The sequence below is a fragment of the Pelosinus sp. UFO1 genome, assembly GCF_000725345.1.
Taxonomy (GTDB): Bacteria; Bacillota; Negativicutes; order DSM-13327; family DSM-13327; genus Pelosinus.
In genome coordinates, this window is sequence record NZ_CP008852.1 from 4,969,129 (window position 1) to 4,987,210 (window position 18,082).

The following is an 18,082-nucleotide window of genomic DNA, read 5'->3' on the forward strand; positions in this document are numbered from 1 at the left end:
TTTTTAAAGGATAATTAATATAATCTGGGCAGGAAAATGGAAATAAATAGCGAAATAAATAGTAAATGATAAAATAGAAGATTATTACAATCTTGATGGGGTGATGGTTATTAAAGGGACAGTTGTTGCTACATGGGTTGGCACTGCAAGAAATATGTGGGGTACGGAATTAGTTGGTAAGGCCATGCAAAGTGCAGGATGGGCAAAGGACCGGATTGTAGGGCCTACTGAAGATATTGAAGATAGTGAGGTTCGAAAGTTCATTGGGACTTTAGCCACATCTTCAGGAAAATCAGAGGATGAAATATGGTTAACAATTGGTAAGGACAATGTGAGAGCGTTCTTAGATGCCTATCCGGCATTTTTTCAGCAAGAAAACTTATATTCTTTTCTACGATCTATGTATGATGTACATGTTGTAGTGGTAAAGCGAATACCTGGTGCTAACCCACCAGAAATCTTAATTGAGCCGATTTCTGAATATGAGGCCATTTTTAGTTATCGCTCCAAGAGGGGAATGTTTGGGTATCTTAATGGTCTTCTTGTCGGAGCTGCAGAGCATTTCAAAGAAGAGATCAAAACAGAAGTGCTTGAAAAGTCTACCGGTCATGTCAAAATAAAAATTTGCTTTGAAAGTCCGATTACTCAACATGAAACATACCGTTTTAACAACCTATTATCCTTTGGATTTATCAAAAGCTTACCAGTTAAAATCGGTGTGGCCGCGACCTTGTTAACGGTTGTGGTCGATGCCATAATAGCTATGATGGGGGCATCGATTCCTCTGTGGTCGGCAATTATTAGCGGTGGGCTCGCAGCTTTTGCATCTGCTCTGCTTTTAAAACCGTTTACTTCGATTCAAAAAGAGATTGGGAACATACAAGAACGAAAGTACTTCATTGAAACAAAACTACATACAAATGATCAATTCGAAGATCTGATGCAAGGGCTTTCCTTGTATAAGAAACGTTTGAAACGGGAATTTGTAGGATTTAAAGGCACTGGAGATGAAATGAACCGCTTTGCGGATCTTTTCAACACCTTAGCTGATAAAATGTCAGAGACGTCTCATAGTATTTCCGGTGTTGTCTATGATGTGGCAACAGCGGCTAGCAATCAGGCCGTGGAAACAACAGAGGCAGTTGGCATTTTAAGTGGCAATTTAGATACATTGAAGAAGTTTGTTGTGGAGCAAAATCGTAATAAAGTACAACTCGAGGCAGCAGTATCGGAAATCAATCATGGTTTCGGGGAAGTACAGGCATCTGGTGCTAAATTAGAACATAGTTTAGAAAAATTTGCCGAGGTAAAGAAGTCGGCGGGAAATCTTCAATTACAAGCTACGAAGATTACGGAAATTACGGGCATGGTAGCTGCGATTGCTGGTCAGACCAATTTATTGGCACTAAATGCAGCCATTGAGGCAGCAAGGGCAGGAGAGCAGGGAAGAGGCTTTGCTGTTGTAGCAGAAGAAGTACGCAAATTAGCGGAACAGTCTCATCAACATTCCGATAGTATTACTAGTGATTTAAAGGTACTAATGGATATTATTAGCGGTGTTGTAGCTATGATTGAAGAAGAATATGATGTATTGGCAGTAGAAAGTCATCAACTGAATGAAGTCGTGGCAAGCAATAGTCGTCACGTAGGTAATGTCCAGAATGTAGCTACGAATATTGTAGATATGATTGGAAAGTTAGAACATGAGATGACAGGGCTTGGACAGGTATATGGAAAGATTGAATCCTTAGCAGCTATTTCAGAAGAAAATTCTGCTGCGAGTGAGGAAGTCAGTGCATCGGTTCAGGTATACAATGATAAATTGCAAGATATGATGAGTAAAATTGGTGAATTTAAAGTGGTTATTCAGCATTTTAGCGAAGACGTAAATCAATATCGTACTTGATCAATAGATAGTGATTTTGATTTGATTGAGTAGGTTCGACAAATTGTCAACCTACTCAATTTTTTTGCGGAATCAGAAAGTATAACACTTCCTTGATTCCAAGTAAGAGCGACAAAGGCTTCTGCCTGCGTCTGAGGACTTGGCACAAGCCAAGTCTTTTCTTATGAAATAGGATAATGATCCTAAAAAACTAGGAAATGGAGACAATAATAGTAAGAATACTATGGTTTTTCTTAAATGTGTGATATTATTTTTCTATTATGTACTATAAAAAAACACTCATCTACATTGTTGTTCCTGCGTGTTTTGAGTAAACACGTTCTAACGTTGATGATTTAAGATGCTAAATATGATAAGACACATGGAGGATTTATATGATAAGAGAGCGGCGCAGTAAAGAAAAGCTTGAAACCTATTACGAAAAGTTTACTAGTACGGGTGTAATGGACCCCAATGTACACCCCTGGGTAGCCGATTCCTGGGAAAAAAGCCGGAAACAAGGTATTCCTTCAAAGGACTTACCTAAATTGATTAAGCTTAACAAGGAAGAATTAGCTAGAAGACAACATTTACATCATGCAGCGATGGAATATCTAAATGGTTTGTACAATCAAACTAGGGAGCATTTCAATGTATATAACTTAAGTCTTTTGTTGTTAGACCAAGAGTGTTATGTAATGAAAAATTATGCGTTGCCATTTTTTCAAAAGAGTCCTGGAGAATTAGAAGGATCAAGATTGGCAGAAGAAGATATAGGAACATCAAGTATTAGTATTGTTCATGAACATAAGGTACCCTTCTTACTATTTGGTCCAGAAATGTGGATTAAGGAATGTCAGGATGGTGACGCCTGCTCTGTGCCAATTATGGTAGATGGTCAGTTAGTATATATTGTAACAATCGTGTCAGTAGAGCAAGAATCATTACCCTACAGTGCAGTGGTATCTTTGCTACTCAGTATTAAATATTCTATGGAACAGCATTTAACTATCTTAGACCAGTTAGAGGCACGTCATGCGATTTTAGATTCCGTACCCTTTGCGGTGTATCACATTGTACCAGGCGGCGATGTTGTCTATAGTAATAAGTTAGGGAAAAGCCGTTTGGCGGGGATTGATGCTGTTAATAATGATATTGTAGCGAACCTAAATGATGTGGTCTTGAATTATCGTCATACACCCTTGTATAAAGGTTTCAAAGGAATACCATCCTATAATAAAGAAGTGACATGGATTACCCAGCGAAAAACATACGAAGATATTACTACGGTAATACCTCTAGAGCAGGAGAAGGCAGTAACCAGTGTTGTTGCCGTGTCTTTGCCAATTGAGGATTTGAGAACCCTAGTTGCTCATGCTGTTGGCTACAAAGCCAGATATAGCCTTGCTAGTATGGTAGGAGAAACTCCTGTATTCATTACAATGCAAGAAAAGGCAGGAAGAGTAGCCCGTAATAACAATCACCTATTATTGCAAGGGGAATCTGGTACTGGTAAGCAACGGATGGCCCATGCAATACATCAAGCAAGTGTCAGAGCTGCTGGTCCGCTCATTTCATTAAAGTGCGGTGATATACTGCCAGAAGTATTAGAGGAAGAATTGTTTGGTAGTGGTGAATATAAAGATGAAAGCCGCCCAGGGAAACTAGAGCTGGCTAATGGCGGTACCTTATTCTTAGATGAAATTGAAAAGATGCCCCTGCATGTAGCTTCCCAATTAGCTGAATGTTTGAAAGAACGCCAGTTACGCCGTGTAGGTGAAGATGTGCAGCGTAGTTTTGATATTCGTATCATTGCAGCCTGCGATAGTGATTTGAAACGCTTAACAGAAAAGGGAGTTTTCTTTGCACCTCTATATGAGATCATCTCAAAAAGTATGATTCGCATTCCACCCCTGCGGGCGCGACGTGAAGACATCCCTTTGCTGGCAGAACATATTATTGAAGAATTGGCGGAGCAGCATAATATGCCAGTAAAGGAACTACTGAGCGAGGCAAAAGAGCTTTTGATGTCATATGAATGGCCTGGTAACATTAAACAGTTACAAGGAGTGGTAGAGCAGGCCTTCTTTAATACAGAAGGAAGTAAAATTGCTTTGAAGGATATTAGCCTGCTTGGTGAGACGGGCATTAGTTCTGCTTGGAAAGAAGATAAAGAGATCTTTGTAGAGGCATGGAAGGTTGCCGGTGGTAACATTAGCCGTTTAGCGAATATGTTAGATGTTAGTCGTGTTACGTTGTACAGATATTTGAAAAAATTTGGTTTAGATAAAGAATAGAGGATATAGGTGGTATAGGAATGCGACTAAGAAGAAAGCCGTGGGTAGACGCGGCCTTAGAAGAATATAAAGATATCGTAGTAATAAAAGAAATTCCCTATGGTACTTATGGAAAGCCAGATCAGGAGAGAACGAATGTTCATGAGCATAGAAAAGGGCATTGGCATGAAGTTTTTGGTCGAAATGCGCCTTTGCACGTTGAACTTGGAACAGGTAAGGGGAAGTTCATCACCCAGTTGGCAGAAGAAAATCCAGAAATTAATTTTATTGGAATTGAGGCCCAACAAGATGTTTTATACTATGCGGCCCTAAAGGCAAGGGAAAAGAACCTTACTAATGTTCGGTTGCTTGTTTTTGATATTAACCAAGTATTAGATATTTTCGCTCCAGGTGAGGTAGATCGATTCTATATTAACTTTTGTGATCCATGGCCTAAGGCGCGGCATGCTAGACGACGTTTAACCCATGCCAACTTCCTGGACAAGTATCGCCTACTACTAGCAAAGGGCGGAGAAATATTCTTTAAGACCGATAATAGGCCTCTATTTGATTTTTCATTAGAGCAGTTTGCAGCTTGTAATTTAGAAGTAAACCAAGTAACTTTTGATTTGCATAAGAGTGATTATCAAGGAAATGTAATGACAGAATATGAGACGAAATTTAGTGGCATGGGTACAAGTATTAATCGGTGTGAGATAAAATTTCCATAGAAAATATTGTTTTTAAAAAATTTTTATAACAGAAATCAAAGTTGCGGCATAGAATGTAACAAATGTAGTGGGAGCAAAAAGGGAGTGTTGCTATGCCGCGTCAAAACATGTCTTATATGGTTCCTGAGCCCTTGGAACCACTCAACGTAGAAGAAATGAAATTTTGGTTGCGAATCATGGAAGAGCATGCCATATTTATTAAGTCCGGTTTACCTAAAGATAATTCTGACTTAATCGATGAGGCCGAATCTTTTCAACGTGAATTCGAATCCTTGCGCGTACGCGCGGAAAGAGTACAAAATGACAAGAAATTCATGGAGATCGTTACTGACGCTCAGGTTTTAGTAAAGGACTTTTATACTTATAAACGTGGTTTATTACATCAGATGCTCGAGTGCAAATTAGCGGGTTGTAATTTTCCCCTGTTCTTAGATCATATGGCTCGTGAAGCAGAATATTTCCTGCGTCTATTAGAAAAAATGAAAAATTGCAGAGTGGCTTTAAGCGGGGGAACAAAGGCACAAGAAAATGTATTTTGGCTTCGTATTATGGCGGATCATACTTATTTTATTAGTCATTTATTAGATCCTTCTGAACGTAAATTAATTCAGACTGCAAATGAGTTTTCCCAAGAATTTGATGAATTATTTTTGCAAGGAAGAGATTTCTCTAGTATGTTGCAGGGGTATCCTGAGGTTCCTTCTTTCAAACGGTTTATTCAAGATGTTCGTGTTTCCGTTTTGCGTCTGAGAGATTTTAAACGTGCCGCACAAGATATGATCGAAGAGTGCCGTTTAGTAGGATTAATTCCTGCCTTGCTGGCAGATCATTTTAGACGAGAAGCCGAGCATTTTCTATTAATCTTGACGATGATGGAAAAAGGCGTCGTGAAAAACATGGCGGTTGCATCCTTGGAGGATATTGGAGAGACCCCTTTAATGGAAACAATAATAGACACGAATGATAAGTGTAAGATACCGACTTTAATGAAACCAGGACGTGATGAGGATTTTCCAGAAGAAGTAAGAGAACCAGAAATAGAGCCAGTGCTTGAACCAAAAGTAGAAGTAGAAATGGTTACGAATGAAAAGATGAACAGTAAAATTAAAATGAGTAAAGAGCCTAAGTACAGCAAACTGGAAAGCAAGGGGAAAGCATTCCAGGAAAAAGAAGTAGTAAAAGCGGAAGCCATTTTGCAAGAAGAAAATGTGAATCCTGTGATGGAAAAAGTAGAGAGCAAAACCAGTGATGTTAAATATAAATGGACCGGGAAATGGCCTCGTCAATTAGGGAAAAAACCTGAGTAAGTAGTTTGCCAGGTAATAAAAAAGGACTTGGCATTTAAGCCAAGTCTTTTTTATTCTGAAATTGGTAAGGGTATTACTGCTATATATCCTAATAGTTGTCGCTCGGTATTTGTAGTTGATAATAAACGCCCATTTGCTAAATCAATCATACTAAGATCGGCGAAGATATGGCTAGTTGCGATCGCCAAGTTACTGCTTGGCAATAGATGTAGGCACGAGATAGAACGACCAAGCTTAATATGACGGGTGATCGTGGCACTCGGGAGATCAATTACCGTAATTGAACCGCTTTCTTCATTCACAATATAGGCAACTTGTTCGGTAGAGGAGATTGCGACGTGGCAAGGGTAGGCAGGAGAGCTGCTTTTATCCTGAGGATAAAGACAAGTATCACTAATCATAGTACTAGGATTAGATTCATTTGCCTCTGTTGGTTTAAAGACTATAATTCCTTCTAATGTAAAAGCAGTACTAGTAAAGGGTATTAAAATGGTATATCCTGCATCATCTAAGATAATATTGGTTGGAATTCCTGGAATAGGAAACTCTTGTACTAATTCCCCCTTGGGAGTGAAAACTGCAAGGAAGCCTTGATTATCTTGTTCCCATACGCTGTAGACAGCCGTAGAACTGGCAGCTAGACCAACACAAGAAGCTTCTTCCGGGTTCCCCCAAGAAACTAGGGACATAGAAGGTATCGTAAGAGAGTATAGCCTGCCATTGGGATCGGCTATGTAGGCACAAGTATCATCCGGAGCTAAGGTGAATTGTGCGGGCGGAGGTAGTTGTACTGGCAAACGGTAAACTGATTTTTGTTCTAAATTGGCGACGAAAATTGCGCCAGTGCCGTTGGTACCGATCACTGGCATATAAGCTTTACTGTAATCAGAGGACAATCGTAGTTCGGTAGGGGTATATTCTAGGGGGTACGGCATTTCAGCTATGATTTCTCCTTGTTCGCCATCGACAAGGAGCAAGGCATGGGTAGTATCGTCAATTACTAATAGTTGATATGACAGACTTTCCATGTGCTCACCTCGATTATCCCAGTTTAAGAGTGTTATTTCCTTATATATTATTCATGTAATGGCAAATTGGTTATTGGGTATGAAGAATTAATTTTGTATAATAGGGGTAGAGAGTCGTGAAGGAGAAATAAAATGAGTAGGTTATCAAGATTGTGGAGAAGTAGCACAGAAGCTGTTATTTGCATTACCCTATTATTATTCCTTATTGGCACAGTTAATATTTTTAGTGCAAGCTTCGTAGAAGCAGGTCAAACAATAGGAGATGGCTATTATTATCTAAAACGGCATATTATGACCTTTGGTATTGGTATGATTGCTATGATGATGATGAGTCGGATTGACTACCACCGTTTGAATCGGTTGTTAGGACCATTAATGTTGGTGACAGTATGTTTATTAATTGCGGTACATTTTGTTGGCGTGCAAGTAAATGGTGCTCGGCGTTGGTTAAACCTTGGTTTTCAGTTTCAACCCTCAGAACTTGCCAAATTGACAGGGCTGATGATAACAGCGGTTCATTTGGGGCCTTTAATTGATCGTAAACGTAGAATCACCTTGTTATCTGTACCTTTCTACATTGCAATCATATTGGGAGTTATGGTATTAAAACAACCAGATATGGGGACGGCAGTCATTATCGTAGGTGTGTGCCTTATTCTATATATTCTCGCAGGGCTACCTAAACAACAAGTATTTATTTTACTAGGACTCGGTGCTGCCCTATTTGTATATGCCACTTTTGCAGCTGCTTATCGTGCAGAACGGATTGCTGCATGGATTAATCCTTGGGCCTATCAACAGGGGATTGGTTATCAGACGGTACAAGGCTTACTGGCTATCGGTTCAGGTGGATTCTGGGGGACAGGATTTGGTATGGGATCGAGTAAGTTTCATTATTTGCCTGAGGCGCATACGGATTTTGCCTTTGCCGTATTGTGTCAGGAAATGGGGTTTGTTGGTGCAATTGTAGTGTTGTCACTGATTGCATTATTAGCTTTTTATGGCGGCAAAATTGCATTAAAAGCTCCAGATGGATTGGGTAAAATGCTAGCGATGGGCAGCATAGTTTTAGTCGGGGGACAGGCTGTCATTAACATTGCAATGGTTTCAGGTTTGTTACCCGTTGTTGGTGTACCTTTGCCCTTTATTAGTTTTGGCGGAACATCCTTAATTGTGAATCTAACGGCAATTGGCATTTTGCTTAATGTAGGGCGGCAAGCTGATCGGGCATTGCCACAAGGTCCTGTAATAGAATCCGATCCGAGTCGAGATATCCGGTTAAAAAAGGCTAGACAAGCGAGAAATCTAAATAGAATTAAGTAAGTGATAAGAGGTAGTTACCAAACTATCTCTTTTTGATTAGAAAAATGTAAACCTGGTAATAATAAAGAAGACTTGATTCAGATGGAGTTTTAACTCCAGCTGAATCTTAGCCCTTCTTATCCAGGGACTTAGCCGCTCTTAACTCCCACTTATCGAAGATGGGAGTCTTAGAGCGGGTTAGTCATCGGATAAAAAGTAATAGGAGGTGGTAAGGTTGTGTTTGGAATATTACGTATAGGAGCTTATTTAGTGAGTGGACTGACTGTTTGGCAGTTCTTTCAAGGGGATATAGGAGGCATGAATGGTGCATTACATAAAGCCTTAACCCTTGATCCGAGCCATGGTATGCTTTTAGGTGTATGCGCAGGAGTTAGCAATTTTACAGGTATTGATGTAAGTTTGATTCGTTTCATTTGGGCTTTACTGGCTTTCTATCGCGGGGCCGGCATAGCATTATATATACTCGCCTTTCTGATTATGCCAACATATGGGCAATAATCAGATTTTTTTTGTAAAGTCACATAAATATGACCAATTACATAAGATACAGTAAGTTAGTGACGAGGAGGGTGGATCAGTGAAACGGGATGAAGATATAAATTTAGCTGAAGAGATAGAGGACCAAGAAGAACCGGAGAGAGTAAAGAAAGAAATGTGGAATTCTCACGGTCACAATGGACATAGTGGAATGCTATTAGCCCATGCTTATGTTTTATGGCAATGTTATGATGACGCCTTTTGTCCTCAAGAGGCTTTGATGAAAGGAACATTATTCCCTGAATTGTATGGTGTGTATCCTATACCCAATTGAAACGTTGGAGGTGAAAATAGTGAGTTGTGAACAGCAAATTAGTATGCTGAAAAAGATTCAGGAGATACAGTTTGTTGCGTTAGAGCTTAATTTATATTTAGATACCCATCCTATGGATAGGGATGCAATTAATGATTTTAATTGTGCTGCTGAGAGGTTAAGAAAACATGTAAAAGCGTATGAAGATGAATATGGGCCGCTTTTAAATTTTGGTTTTGGCGGATATTCCAATGAACCATGGCAATGGTCACAAGGTCCATGGCCATGGGAACTATAGATGGGGGAATCGCATAATGTGGATATATGAGAAAAAATTACAGCACCCCGTAAAAGTTACTTGCCCTGACGTAGCTTTTGCCAAGCTAGTAGTTACTCAATATGGTGGACCAGATGGTGAGTTAGGTGCATCTTTGCGATATTTGAATCAACGATATTCTATGCCCACGGATAAATCGATAGCGTTACTTACTGATATCGGTACAGAAGAAATGGCCCATATGGAAATGATAGCAGCTTTGGTATATAAATTAACGGATGGGGCTAGTCCGAAGGATTATGAAGCGGCTGGTTGGGGTGGTCAGTATGTCCAGCATAATCACGGACTGTTTTGGACAGATGCTAATGGAGTACCTTGGTCAGCAAAATATATTGCCTGCCTTGGTGACCCTATTGCAGATTTAACAGAGGATATGGCAGCAGAGCAAAAGGCTCGAGTTACCTACGAACATCTTATTGAGATGACGAATGACCCTTGTGTAAAAGATATGCTGCGTTTTTTATGGCAAAGAGAAGTAGTTCATTTCCAACGATTTGGTGAATGCTTGAATGATGTGCAAGAACACATGAGCAAAAAGAACATGTGGTGTGGCTGTGATAGAGAAAAATAAAAGATCATAGGATCGCCCTATCAAGGAGATTTTCTTCTTAATAGGGCGGTTTTTTTTATGGTAATAGAGGTCTATCAAATAGCAGCTATGGCAGTGAGTTGTATATTTTTGTGAAGAAGTAGATTAATGTCGAAAAAACAGTGTATAGTGTTTTTGGTGAGATTTGTTGATCTCTTTAAATATATCTGGGAATCTATACCTTTTTCTAGAGGTAATGATTTGAAAAACCAGTTACTCTATAAAGAGTATTGAAGTAGGGTAAGATAAGTCTAAAGATCTGGATTTATCTATTAGGACAATCTCTAGGATGATTGTAGATAAGGATTGTTGAAAAAAAACTAAGACACAACCACCGTCCCCGTTTCTTAGAAAAATCAAAGGACAAGTTGGTGAATAGGATGCTTAAATTTATTGGTATTGGTAGTGCGTTCAATACTAAATGGGGTAATACAAGTGCTTTTATAAAAAAGAATAATGGCCTATTTCTGTTTGACTGTGGCGGAACCGTTTTTCACAGGCTGCAAGAATTAAGCATATTTGACGGGGTGAAGAATTTATATATTGTCATAACTCATACGCACCCTGACCATGTAGGAAGCCTTGGAGAAGTGATTTTTTATTGTTACTATATCTTGGGATGTAAGCCGACTGTTTTTTTCCCTAATCGGGAATTAATAGAGAATTTCTTTGCATGCATCGGAGTTAGCAAGGATATGTACGTGCTTGATAGTCGTGAAAAGTCAGGTGTGATCGATAAAGACTTTGGAGATGTTAGCATTGAATTTTTGTCGGTTACACATGTAGAAACGATTCCTGCCTACGGTTTCATTATGAAGCAGAAAACAGGAGCATTCTATTATAGCGGAGATGCTAATAATATAAGCCAAGAAGTTCTAACTCGATTTCGAAATGGAGAGTTTGACCAAGTGTATCAAGATACTTGTGGACTAGATTATGAAGGAAATAGCCATATGTCGCTAAGGAAGTTGGAAGAAATTATTAGCATTGAGTTTCGGGATAAGGTGAACTGTATGCATCTAGATAACCATATTCATCCTAAAGAGGTCATAGACAAAGGTTTTAATGTGGTAGAAATATTTAGGGGATAACAGTGAGTCGGGAAGAAGAAAGAGTCAGTCCTACATTATTGAGTAATGCAGGACTGACTTTCGTTATATTACGATGGTAATTAAAGCAGTAACTCAGAGCTGGTATTGCCAGCCCTGAGTTACTGCTTTATATGTGGGGCTGCAATAACCTTCCGTCTATAGTGTAGTAACCTGGATGATACGTTGCTCTGCCGTTTTTTATTCGATGTATATATCTGCCATCAGGAGTTAAGCCCTTTAATGTACTGCTAAGATAAATACAACTCTTAGGGATGTGGCCTATGCAAACATTCGTATCATTTGGTGAATTTGTCAAATGGCCACAGACAGCACTTAGCATTTTAGAATCCTCCTTTTCAATATCGGGTTTTAATCATAAGAATATTTCAAGTTATTCATTAGTTTCTTTTAAGATGGGTCTATTATTATAATGTATTGTACGATAGTAGCATCAAGAATATAACTCTTTTCATATAAGCAAAAGACTACGATTTTTGCCTGACTCAATAAGCAAGGGGACGGCAAAACATGTGGAAAGTAAGTTCATTTCCCCACGCTCTGACATCCCCTTGTTTAATTTAAAAATATTTAACTGCCAATTCTTGCAATAAGAACTGATTTTTAAGTCTAATTCGGAATAGTAAAATTGTAGGTCTTAGCGGAGGCTTAGCGTCTGCATGCAGTCAAGACGAAGCAAAGCGCATGTGTAGGTTAAAAAACCTCGCATGCGCTTTTAAAATTTCCCCTGAAACAAACTGTATGATGGTTTCTTCTAGCCAGTGTTTCGGATAGAAGAAACCTCCTACAGGATGAAGACGGGGGGATATAAATTGGTACTTGTCCAAGGGGGTATTTACGATCGTTTAAAAAATAATTAACGTCACCTAAAATGTCTCGCCAAACTTCAAAACCGTTTGCATCGGCTTAGCTGTCGCCGACAGGGATATCGGGAACTACCTTAGGGATGAAGCAGTGGGACTGCTCTTTTGTTTTGTTGGGTTAAAATATATTTGTCAATCTATACCTTTTGCTAGAGGCAATGATTTCAAAAACCACGTATTCTATAGAAAGATAGAATACGTGGTAGGGGGAATGTACTGTGGCAGTGACTAACGAAAAACATGGGGTAGTTTCTAATGCCTTATACCGTGAAGAGAACGATATTGATCTTACAAGTAACGGCTTTACCGAAATCGATTCGATGGGAAATGACAAGATCGGTTTCTATGCAGCAGCCTATAAACGAGGCGAAGATATTATCATTTCCTACCATGGTTCGGAGGATAATAAACCCCAGGAATGTGAGGACGCATTGGCATATTATAGTTATATTCGAAAAAGATATCCTGGGGCGAATATTATGACAGGTCATTCCCTAGGTGTAACGATGGTACAATACGTCGATAATACAATGGCTATTAGAGATGAAAATCAGGTATATGGGCCTGCTCAGTGGGTGTAAGCAGGCTTTTTTACCCCGGAATGAAAACTGACACTATTGCTGTAAGACAACGATCCAGGGTTACTGGAATAAGTAAATAAAAAACAAACACTTACTCCGCATCTATTGTTGGAGAAGGTTTGTTCTATACGAATCTCTCTGCCGTCTTTACCTTCAAGGTGAGACGACTCTTTTTTTTGAAGCAGGGTAAAGCTAAACGACTGGTTTCCCAACCAGATAAAATCAAGTAAGTAAAGGCTTGTAGATTATAGTTGACTGTGTAAATAGCAGAGGAAAATTGAATAATTTGTCGAAATAAAGAAGAATAATGCAAATGTGCTACGATGAAGTCGTCGAGTTTAAATTTTAGTTTACGTAAGTGAGGGGGTGGCTTTTGAGTGCTTTTTGCCAAAATAGTACATAATGTTACTAAGCTGTGGAACAGACAAACTTTGAGGAAAACACTGAGTGTTTGTCTTGTTTGTATGACGATTTTTCCCTTGTTGCTATCTATGTTAATAACTGAAAATAAAAGTGAGAAAATTCTGACTAAATTAGCGTTTAATCAGAATCGCGATATTGCAGAGCAGACTGCTGAAGATATTGATCAGATGTTTAGTGAAAAAATTAAGGTGCTACGGATTGCCGTAAATACAGCTGAGATAAAGTCGATGCTGCCTGATAAGCAAAATGCCTTACTTAAGGCCATTACTAAGGCGGATGCTGATATTCAAATTGCGATTATAGCTGATAGTGCAGGCAATCAGATTGCTCGATCGGATGGGCGTGTAGTTGATGATGCGATTACGTATCGCGATCGGGAATATTTTCAAAGAATAAAACGAATCGGCGAGACAGTGGTTTCCGATGTTATTATTGCGAAGAGCACTGGTTATCCGGGTGTTGTTATTGCTGAGCCAATCAAGGACGAAAATCAGCAACTGGTAGGCGTGCTGATTGTAAACGTGGAATTGAGATCCATTGTTGACCGGATTGACCAGATTAAGATTGGCCAAGCTGGTTATGCCTATCTGGTTAATGGAGATGGACGTATTTTGCTGCACCCAGATCGGGGAATGGTCGAGCAGGATGTCTCCTGGGTTGCACCAGTTAAGGCTGTGATGGATAAACAAACCGGTTTGGTAGAGTATGAATACAAGAAACAAAAGAAATGGGCTGCTTTCAGTTATATACCGCAAACGGGATGGGGCTTAATTGTTCAGCAGCCAGTAGAAGAAGCTTTAGCAGATGTAAGCGATGTTAAACGGACAACATGTATGATTACGGTATTCTCCGCTGTTCTTGCAAGTTTAATTGGTATTGCCGTTGCCAATATGATGACAAGGCCAATCACTGATATATCAGAGGCCGCTGCCCGTTTAGCCAAAGGGGATTTGGATGCCAGAAGCTCGGTTACAACACGAGACGAAATAGGACAGCTAGCAGCTACGTTTAACTCTATGGCTGATAAGTTAGGTACAAGAACCAGTGCCTTGCTAGAAAGTGAAGAGAAATATCGCTCTTTGGTGGAGAATATCAGCATTGGTATCTACCGGGAAACAGGAGATGCCAAGTCCTTTATTAAATATGCAAATCCTGCACTTCTAAAGATGCTGGGATATGAGTCTATGGATGAACTATTAACGATTCCAGTATCAACGACATTTTGGAGTCAGGAAGAGTTCACTGCAGTTAGTGAATTGGTAGAGCAGGAAGGCACTGTGAAAAATAAAGAAATTCGACTGCGAAGAAAGGATGGAACAGCCCTCTGGTGTTCTATGACGGCGCTGAAGCATTATAATCATCAAACGGACACGTTTTGTATTGACAGTATGATTGAGGATATTACTGAACGCAAAATGGCAAACGAAAAATTGTGTCAAGCTCACGCTGAGTTAGAACGGAAAGTAGCAGAGCGAACTAGAGAGCTGACGGTATTAAATAGAGAACTATGCCGGATCTCATTGCAAGATGGTCTTACTTGCGTCGCCAATCGGCGCTATTTTGACGAATTTCTAGAACGGGAATGCCAAGGAGCTAAACGAGAGCAAACGTCAATTGCTTTGATTTTGTTAGATGTCGATTTTTTTAAGTTGTATAATGATACTTATGGACATGTCGCAGGAGATGATTGTCTTAGACAAGTTGCCACTGCGCTAGGTGAGGGCGCGAAACGTGGGACTGATCTAGTCGCGCGTTATGGTGGAGAAGAATTCGCTGTAATTTTGCCTGACACCGATCAAGCTGGAGCTGTTAAGGTAGGAGAACGTATTCTAACTCAGGTTAGAGAGTTGGCTATTCGACATAGGATGTCGCCAGTGGCTGAATTCGTTACAGTAAGTCTTGGTATTGCTGTCGCTATCCCTAGGGCAGACTTGACACCAGAAAAGATGATTCTCGCCGCCGATCAAGCTCTTTACCAGGCGAAGCATTTAGGGCGAAACCAATTGCAGTTAGCGGGTGAACTAGATAGTACCGAGTTTTAGGCGAATAGCTTATCAAGTAAATATCCAACCCTTTGCCGTCTTTACCTTTCAAGGTAGACGGCTCTTTTTTTTGAATAAATTAAAATGTATTTGGGAGTCTATACCTTTTGCGTTAATATGGGGCGGATCTAAGTGTAATACTGTGTATGGACGTTGTATTTGTAAACGCTGAAAGAGTGGTAAGCGTTATCCTAATATGTACATAATTGTAATAAAACTGAGTAAAAGCTGTCACCTTATATTGGTATAATTTAACGAAATCAATTTATTGGAGGTTGCTTTATGAACGTATATCAGCGATGTGTTGTAATGTTAATTCCTGTAATAGTATTCATGTCCTTTAGTCAATCCGTATTCGCGGCTCCTGTAGAACTATCCTTGGAAGATAGTATCACTTTAGCCTTAAAAAATAACTATGATATAAAATATGCGAAATCGGCTAGAGAGAAGTCTTATTGGGCTGTCAAAGAAGCAGCAAAGGCTAAAGGGGTTTCTATCAAATATGCTCATACAGACAGTCGTTACAATACTCCCCCTTCCTCTACATCATCGGTATACTCATATACCAGTAATTTTGACAACCAGATATCCCTCAGCCTCCCCATTTATTCCGGTGGTAATTTAGAGAGCGTGATTGATCAGGCTAAACTTGATCTCAAAGTAGCCGATCTTGATGTCGACGCAGCGAAACAACAGCTTAAACTAACTGTCGTTACGGACTATTTCACCGTAATGGATTACCGTAATGCATTGCAAGTTGATCAAGAGACAGTAAATAACTATGTAAATCACCTCAACCTGGTTAAGGCTAAGTTTGATTTAGGTTTGGTAGCTAAGACAGATATTTTATCAAGTCAGGTTAATCTGGCACAGGCTCAGGATAGCTTAATTAAAGCAGAGAATAATTACAATAATGCGGTAGCGGCGCTTAATAATGCAATTGGATTATCTCATGGTACCGAGCTAAAGCTGAAGGACGAATTCAAATATGAAAAATATCCCTTAACGCTGGAAGAATGTATTCAATATGCCCAAATTCATCGACCGGAAATAGTCCAGTATGAAGCGAAAGTCGCTAGCGCGCAATACGGTGTGAAAAGTGCCAAGAGTGGCTATCTGCCAACCGTCGATTTGACTGCTGAGCAAGATTGGTATGATAGTCATTTACCCGGTTCTAAGAACAGCAATTGGCTGTTGAAACTTACTACTTCAATAAACGTTTTTGATTCCGGTGTAACCAACGCCAAAGTGAAACAAGCACAGCATAACGTGGACATGGTATTGGATCAGGCTGGGAAGGAACATGACTCCATCTTGTTGGATGTGCGTAAATACTATCTAAGTATGTACGAGGCAGAAAAACGAATTGAGACAAATAAAGTATCAGTGAATCAAGCGGAAGAAAATCTAATGATTCAGAAGACTCGATATGATGTGGGAGTAGGTACAAATCTTGACCTGCTTGATGCTGTATTATCCCTTGATTCAGCCAAGAAAGATCATATTCAAGCTTTATACGACTACAATACCAACAAAGCGGGGTTGGAACAAGCCATGGGTTTATTAGTGAAATAATTGTAAAAGATGCGTAGTAAGGTTGTAATCAGGAGGAATAGCAAGTGAATAGTAAACATTCAAATAAATTGTATTTTGGACTAATAATTTTGGTTGTTTTGATAGTTACTGCTGTTGTACGCAGCGGTTTGCTATCAAAAACTGAAGCGACTCAAATACCGAAGGCAGTAGAAGTAAAAGCTATGCAGGTAATACAGCAGGATGCTCGGACTAACTACGAATTTGTAGGGCAAGTAAAATCGAAAAATGAAGTAAAAATAATGTCTAAAGTGTCTGGCAATATAGTGGAGAAGATGGTGAATGGCGGAGATAGCGTCTATAAAGGACAGCCATTGTTTCGAATTGATAATAAGCAATACAGGTCAGCCATAAATTCCGCTAGGGCGACCCTCAATAAGTCAAAGGCGACACTTAACAATGACCAAAAAGATGTGGAAAGATACAAGCAATTAACAGCTATCAATGGCATTGCTCAGCAAACGTTAGATACGCAGGTAGCCCAAGCAGAAGAAGACGCTGCTACGGTCGCAGTTAACCAAGCTAGCTTGCAACAGGCAATCGAGGATGAACAAGATACTCTGATACTCTCACCTGTTGATGGCCGTATTGATGTGAATGATGTCAGCATGGGTTCTTATGTAGTAGCGGGGTCTACGACAATGGCTACAGTATCATCCGTAGATCCAGTGTGGGTGCAATTTAGTATGAGTGAAAATGAATATTTAGATCTTGTCCAGTTAGGAAACGGTACTTTACCAAGTACTTTTAAGGATAATCTTAAACTTACTCTTAGTAATGGAACCCAATATCCGTTGTTAGGGCGCATCGAACAAGTCGATAAAGGCGTTACTGATACAACAGGTACAATTACGCTAAAAGCCTCTTTTAGTAATCCGCAAAACATTCTCATGCCTGGTATGTTTGCTAGGGTAGTAACTCAGGGAGCATTACATCAGGGGGCTTTACTAATCCCGCAACGGGCAGTAACAGAATTGTTAAATAAGACGTTTGTTACCGTAGTAACAGACGAGAATAAGGCAGAGAGCAGAGAAGTGACGATGGGAGAACGGATTGGCAATCTATGGTTAGTACAAAATGGACTAACTGTTAATGATCGCGTTATTGTGGAAGGTACTAACAAAGTTAAAGCGGGAACCGCATTACAAGTAACGATGATACAAGCGGATGAATTGCAAATTCCGGCTAAGCGATAGGGGGGATTT

General features: G+C 39.7%; 16 protein-coding genes. 14 read left to right on the top strand and 2 right to left on the bottom strand.

Annotated elements, in window-relative coordinates:
* Positions 1-103: 103 nt before the first annotated feature.
* The 4 genes from UFO1_RS23310 (at position 104) to UFO1_RS23325 (ending at position 6,199) form a co-directional block, all read left to right on the top strand.
* On the top strand, positions 104-1,906 hold the full coding sequence (locus UFO1_RS23310) for a heme NO-binding domain-containing protein (RefSeq protein WP_236639289.1): 1,803 nt from the start codon (positions 104-106) through the stop codon (positions 1,904-1,906).
* 374 nt (positions 1,907-2,280) lie between these two features.
* Complete coding sequence (locus UFO1_RS23315) at positions 2,281-4,182, top strand: sigma 54-interacting transcriptional regulator (RefSeq protein WP_038674600.1); 1,902 nt, start codon at positions 2,281-2,283, stop codon at positions 4,180-4,182.
* Positions 4,183-4,202: 20 nt separating this feature from the next.
* Positions 4,203-4,892: a tRNA (guanosine(46)-N7)-methyltransferase TrmB gene (gene trmB, locus UFO1_RS23320; RefSeq protein ID WP_038674602.1), complete on the top strand. Its 690-nt coding sequence runs from the start codon at positions 4,203-4,205 to the stop codon at positions 4,890-4,892.
* A gap of 92 nt (positions 4,893-4,984) precedes the next feature.
* Positions 4,985-6,199, top strand: a complete 1,215-nt coding sequence (locus UFO1_RS23325) for a DUF2935 domain-containing protein (protein ID WP_038674603.1) — start codon at positions 4,985-4,987, stop codon at positions 6,197-6,199.
* A gap of 50 nt (positions 6,200-6,249) precedes the next feature.
* On the opposite strand, the gene UFO1_RS23330 is transcribed toward UFO1_RS23325, so the two are convergent.
* On the bottom strand, positions 6,250-7,227 hold the full coding sequence (locus UFO1_RS23330) for a hypothetical protein (RefSeq protein ID WP_038674605.1): 978 nt from the start codon (positions 7,225-7,227) through the stop codon (positions 6,250-6,252).
* 132 nt (positions 7,228-7,359) lie between these two features.
* On the opposite strand from UFO1_RS23330, the gene UFO1_RS23335 reads away from it, so the two are divergent.
* The 6 genes from UFO1_RS23335 (at position 7,360) to UFO1_RS23360 (ending at position 11,357) form a co-directional block, all read left to right on the top strand.
* Positions 7,360-8,550 carry an FtsW/RodA/SpoVE family cell cycle protein gene (locus UFO1_RS23335; protein WP_038674607.1) on the top strand — a complete coding sequence of 397 codons (1,191 nt, stop codon included), beginning with the start codon at positions 7,360-7,362 and terminating at the stop codon, positions 8,548-8,550.
* A gap of 216 nt (positions 8,551-8,766) precedes the next feature.
* Positions 8,767-9,048, top strand: coding sequence for a PspC domain-containing protein (locus UFO1_RS23340; protein ID WP_038674609.1), 282 nt, complete (start codon positions 8,767-8,769; stop codon positions 9,046-9,048).
* Between the two features lie 79 nt (positions 9,049-9,127).
* Entirely contained in the window at positions 9,128-9,361 is a 234-nt protein-coding gene (locus UFO1_RS23345; protein WP_051789069.1) for a spore coat associated protein CotJA, read from the top strand.
* Between the two features lie 19 nt (positions 9,362-9,380).
* Entirely contained in the window at positions 9,381-9,638 is a 258-nt protein-coding gene (locus UFO1_RS23350) for a spore coat protein CotJB (RefSeq protein WP_038674611.1), read from the top strand.
* A 16-nt stretch (positions 9,639-9,654) separates the two neighbouring features.
* The gene (locus tag UFO1_RS23355; protein ID WP_038674612.1) at positions 9,655-10,248 is read left to right on the top strand and encodes a manganese catalase family protein; all 594 of its coding nucleotides are present in this window, start codon (positions 9,655-9,657) and stop codon (positions 10,246-10,248) included.
* A 398-nt stretch (positions 10,249-10,646) separates the two neighbouring features.
* A complete protein-coding gene (locus UFO1_RS23360) occupies positions 10,647-11,357 on the top strand; it encodes an MBL fold metallo-hydrolase (RefSeq protein WP_038674614.1) in 711 nt (236 codons plus the stop codon).
* Between the two features lie 127 nt (positions 11,358-11,484).
* On the opposite strand, the gene UFO1_RS24675 is transcribed toward UFO1_RS23360, so the two are convergent.
* Positions 11,485-11,697 carry a hypothetical protein gene (locus UFO1_RS24675; protein ID WP_071842051.1) on the bottom strand — a complete coding sequence of 71 codons (213 nt, stop codon included), beginning with the start codon at positions 11,695-11,697 and terminating at the stop codon, positions 11,485-11,487.
* 759 nt (positions 11,698-12,456) lie between these two features.
* Between UFO1_RS24675 and UFO1_RS23365 the strand changes: the two genes are divergently transcribed.
* From UFO1_RS23365 to UFO1_RS23380, 4 genes are all read left to right on the top strand, one after another.
* Positions 12,457-12,819, top strand: a complete 363-nt coding sequence (locus UFO1_RS23365; RefSeq protein ID WP_038674615.1) for a hypothetical protein — start codon at positions 12,457-12,459, stop codon at positions 12,817-12,819.
* 377 nt (positions 12,820-13,196) lie between these two features.
* Entirely contained in the window at positions 13,197-15,284 is a 2,088-nt protein-coding gene (locus UFO1_RS24210) for a diguanylate cyclase domain-containing protein (RefSeq protein WP_051789070.1), read from the top strand.
* Positions 15,285-15,566: 282 nt separating this feature from the next.
* Complete coding sequence (locus tag UFO1_RS23375) at positions 15,567-16,859, top strand: TolC family protein (RefSeq protein ID WP_038674617.1); 1,293 nt, start codon at positions 15,567-15,569, stop codon at positions 16,857-16,859.
* A 44-nt stretch (positions 16,860-16,903) separates the two neighbouring features.
* Complete coding sequence (locus tag UFO1_RS23380) at positions 16,904-18,073, top strand: efflux RND transporter periplasmic adaptor subunit (RefSeq protein WP_038674619.1); 1,170 nt, start codon at positions 16,904-16,906, stop codon at positions 18,071-18,073.
* The last annotated feature ends 9 nt before the right edge of the window (positions 18,074-18,082 follow it).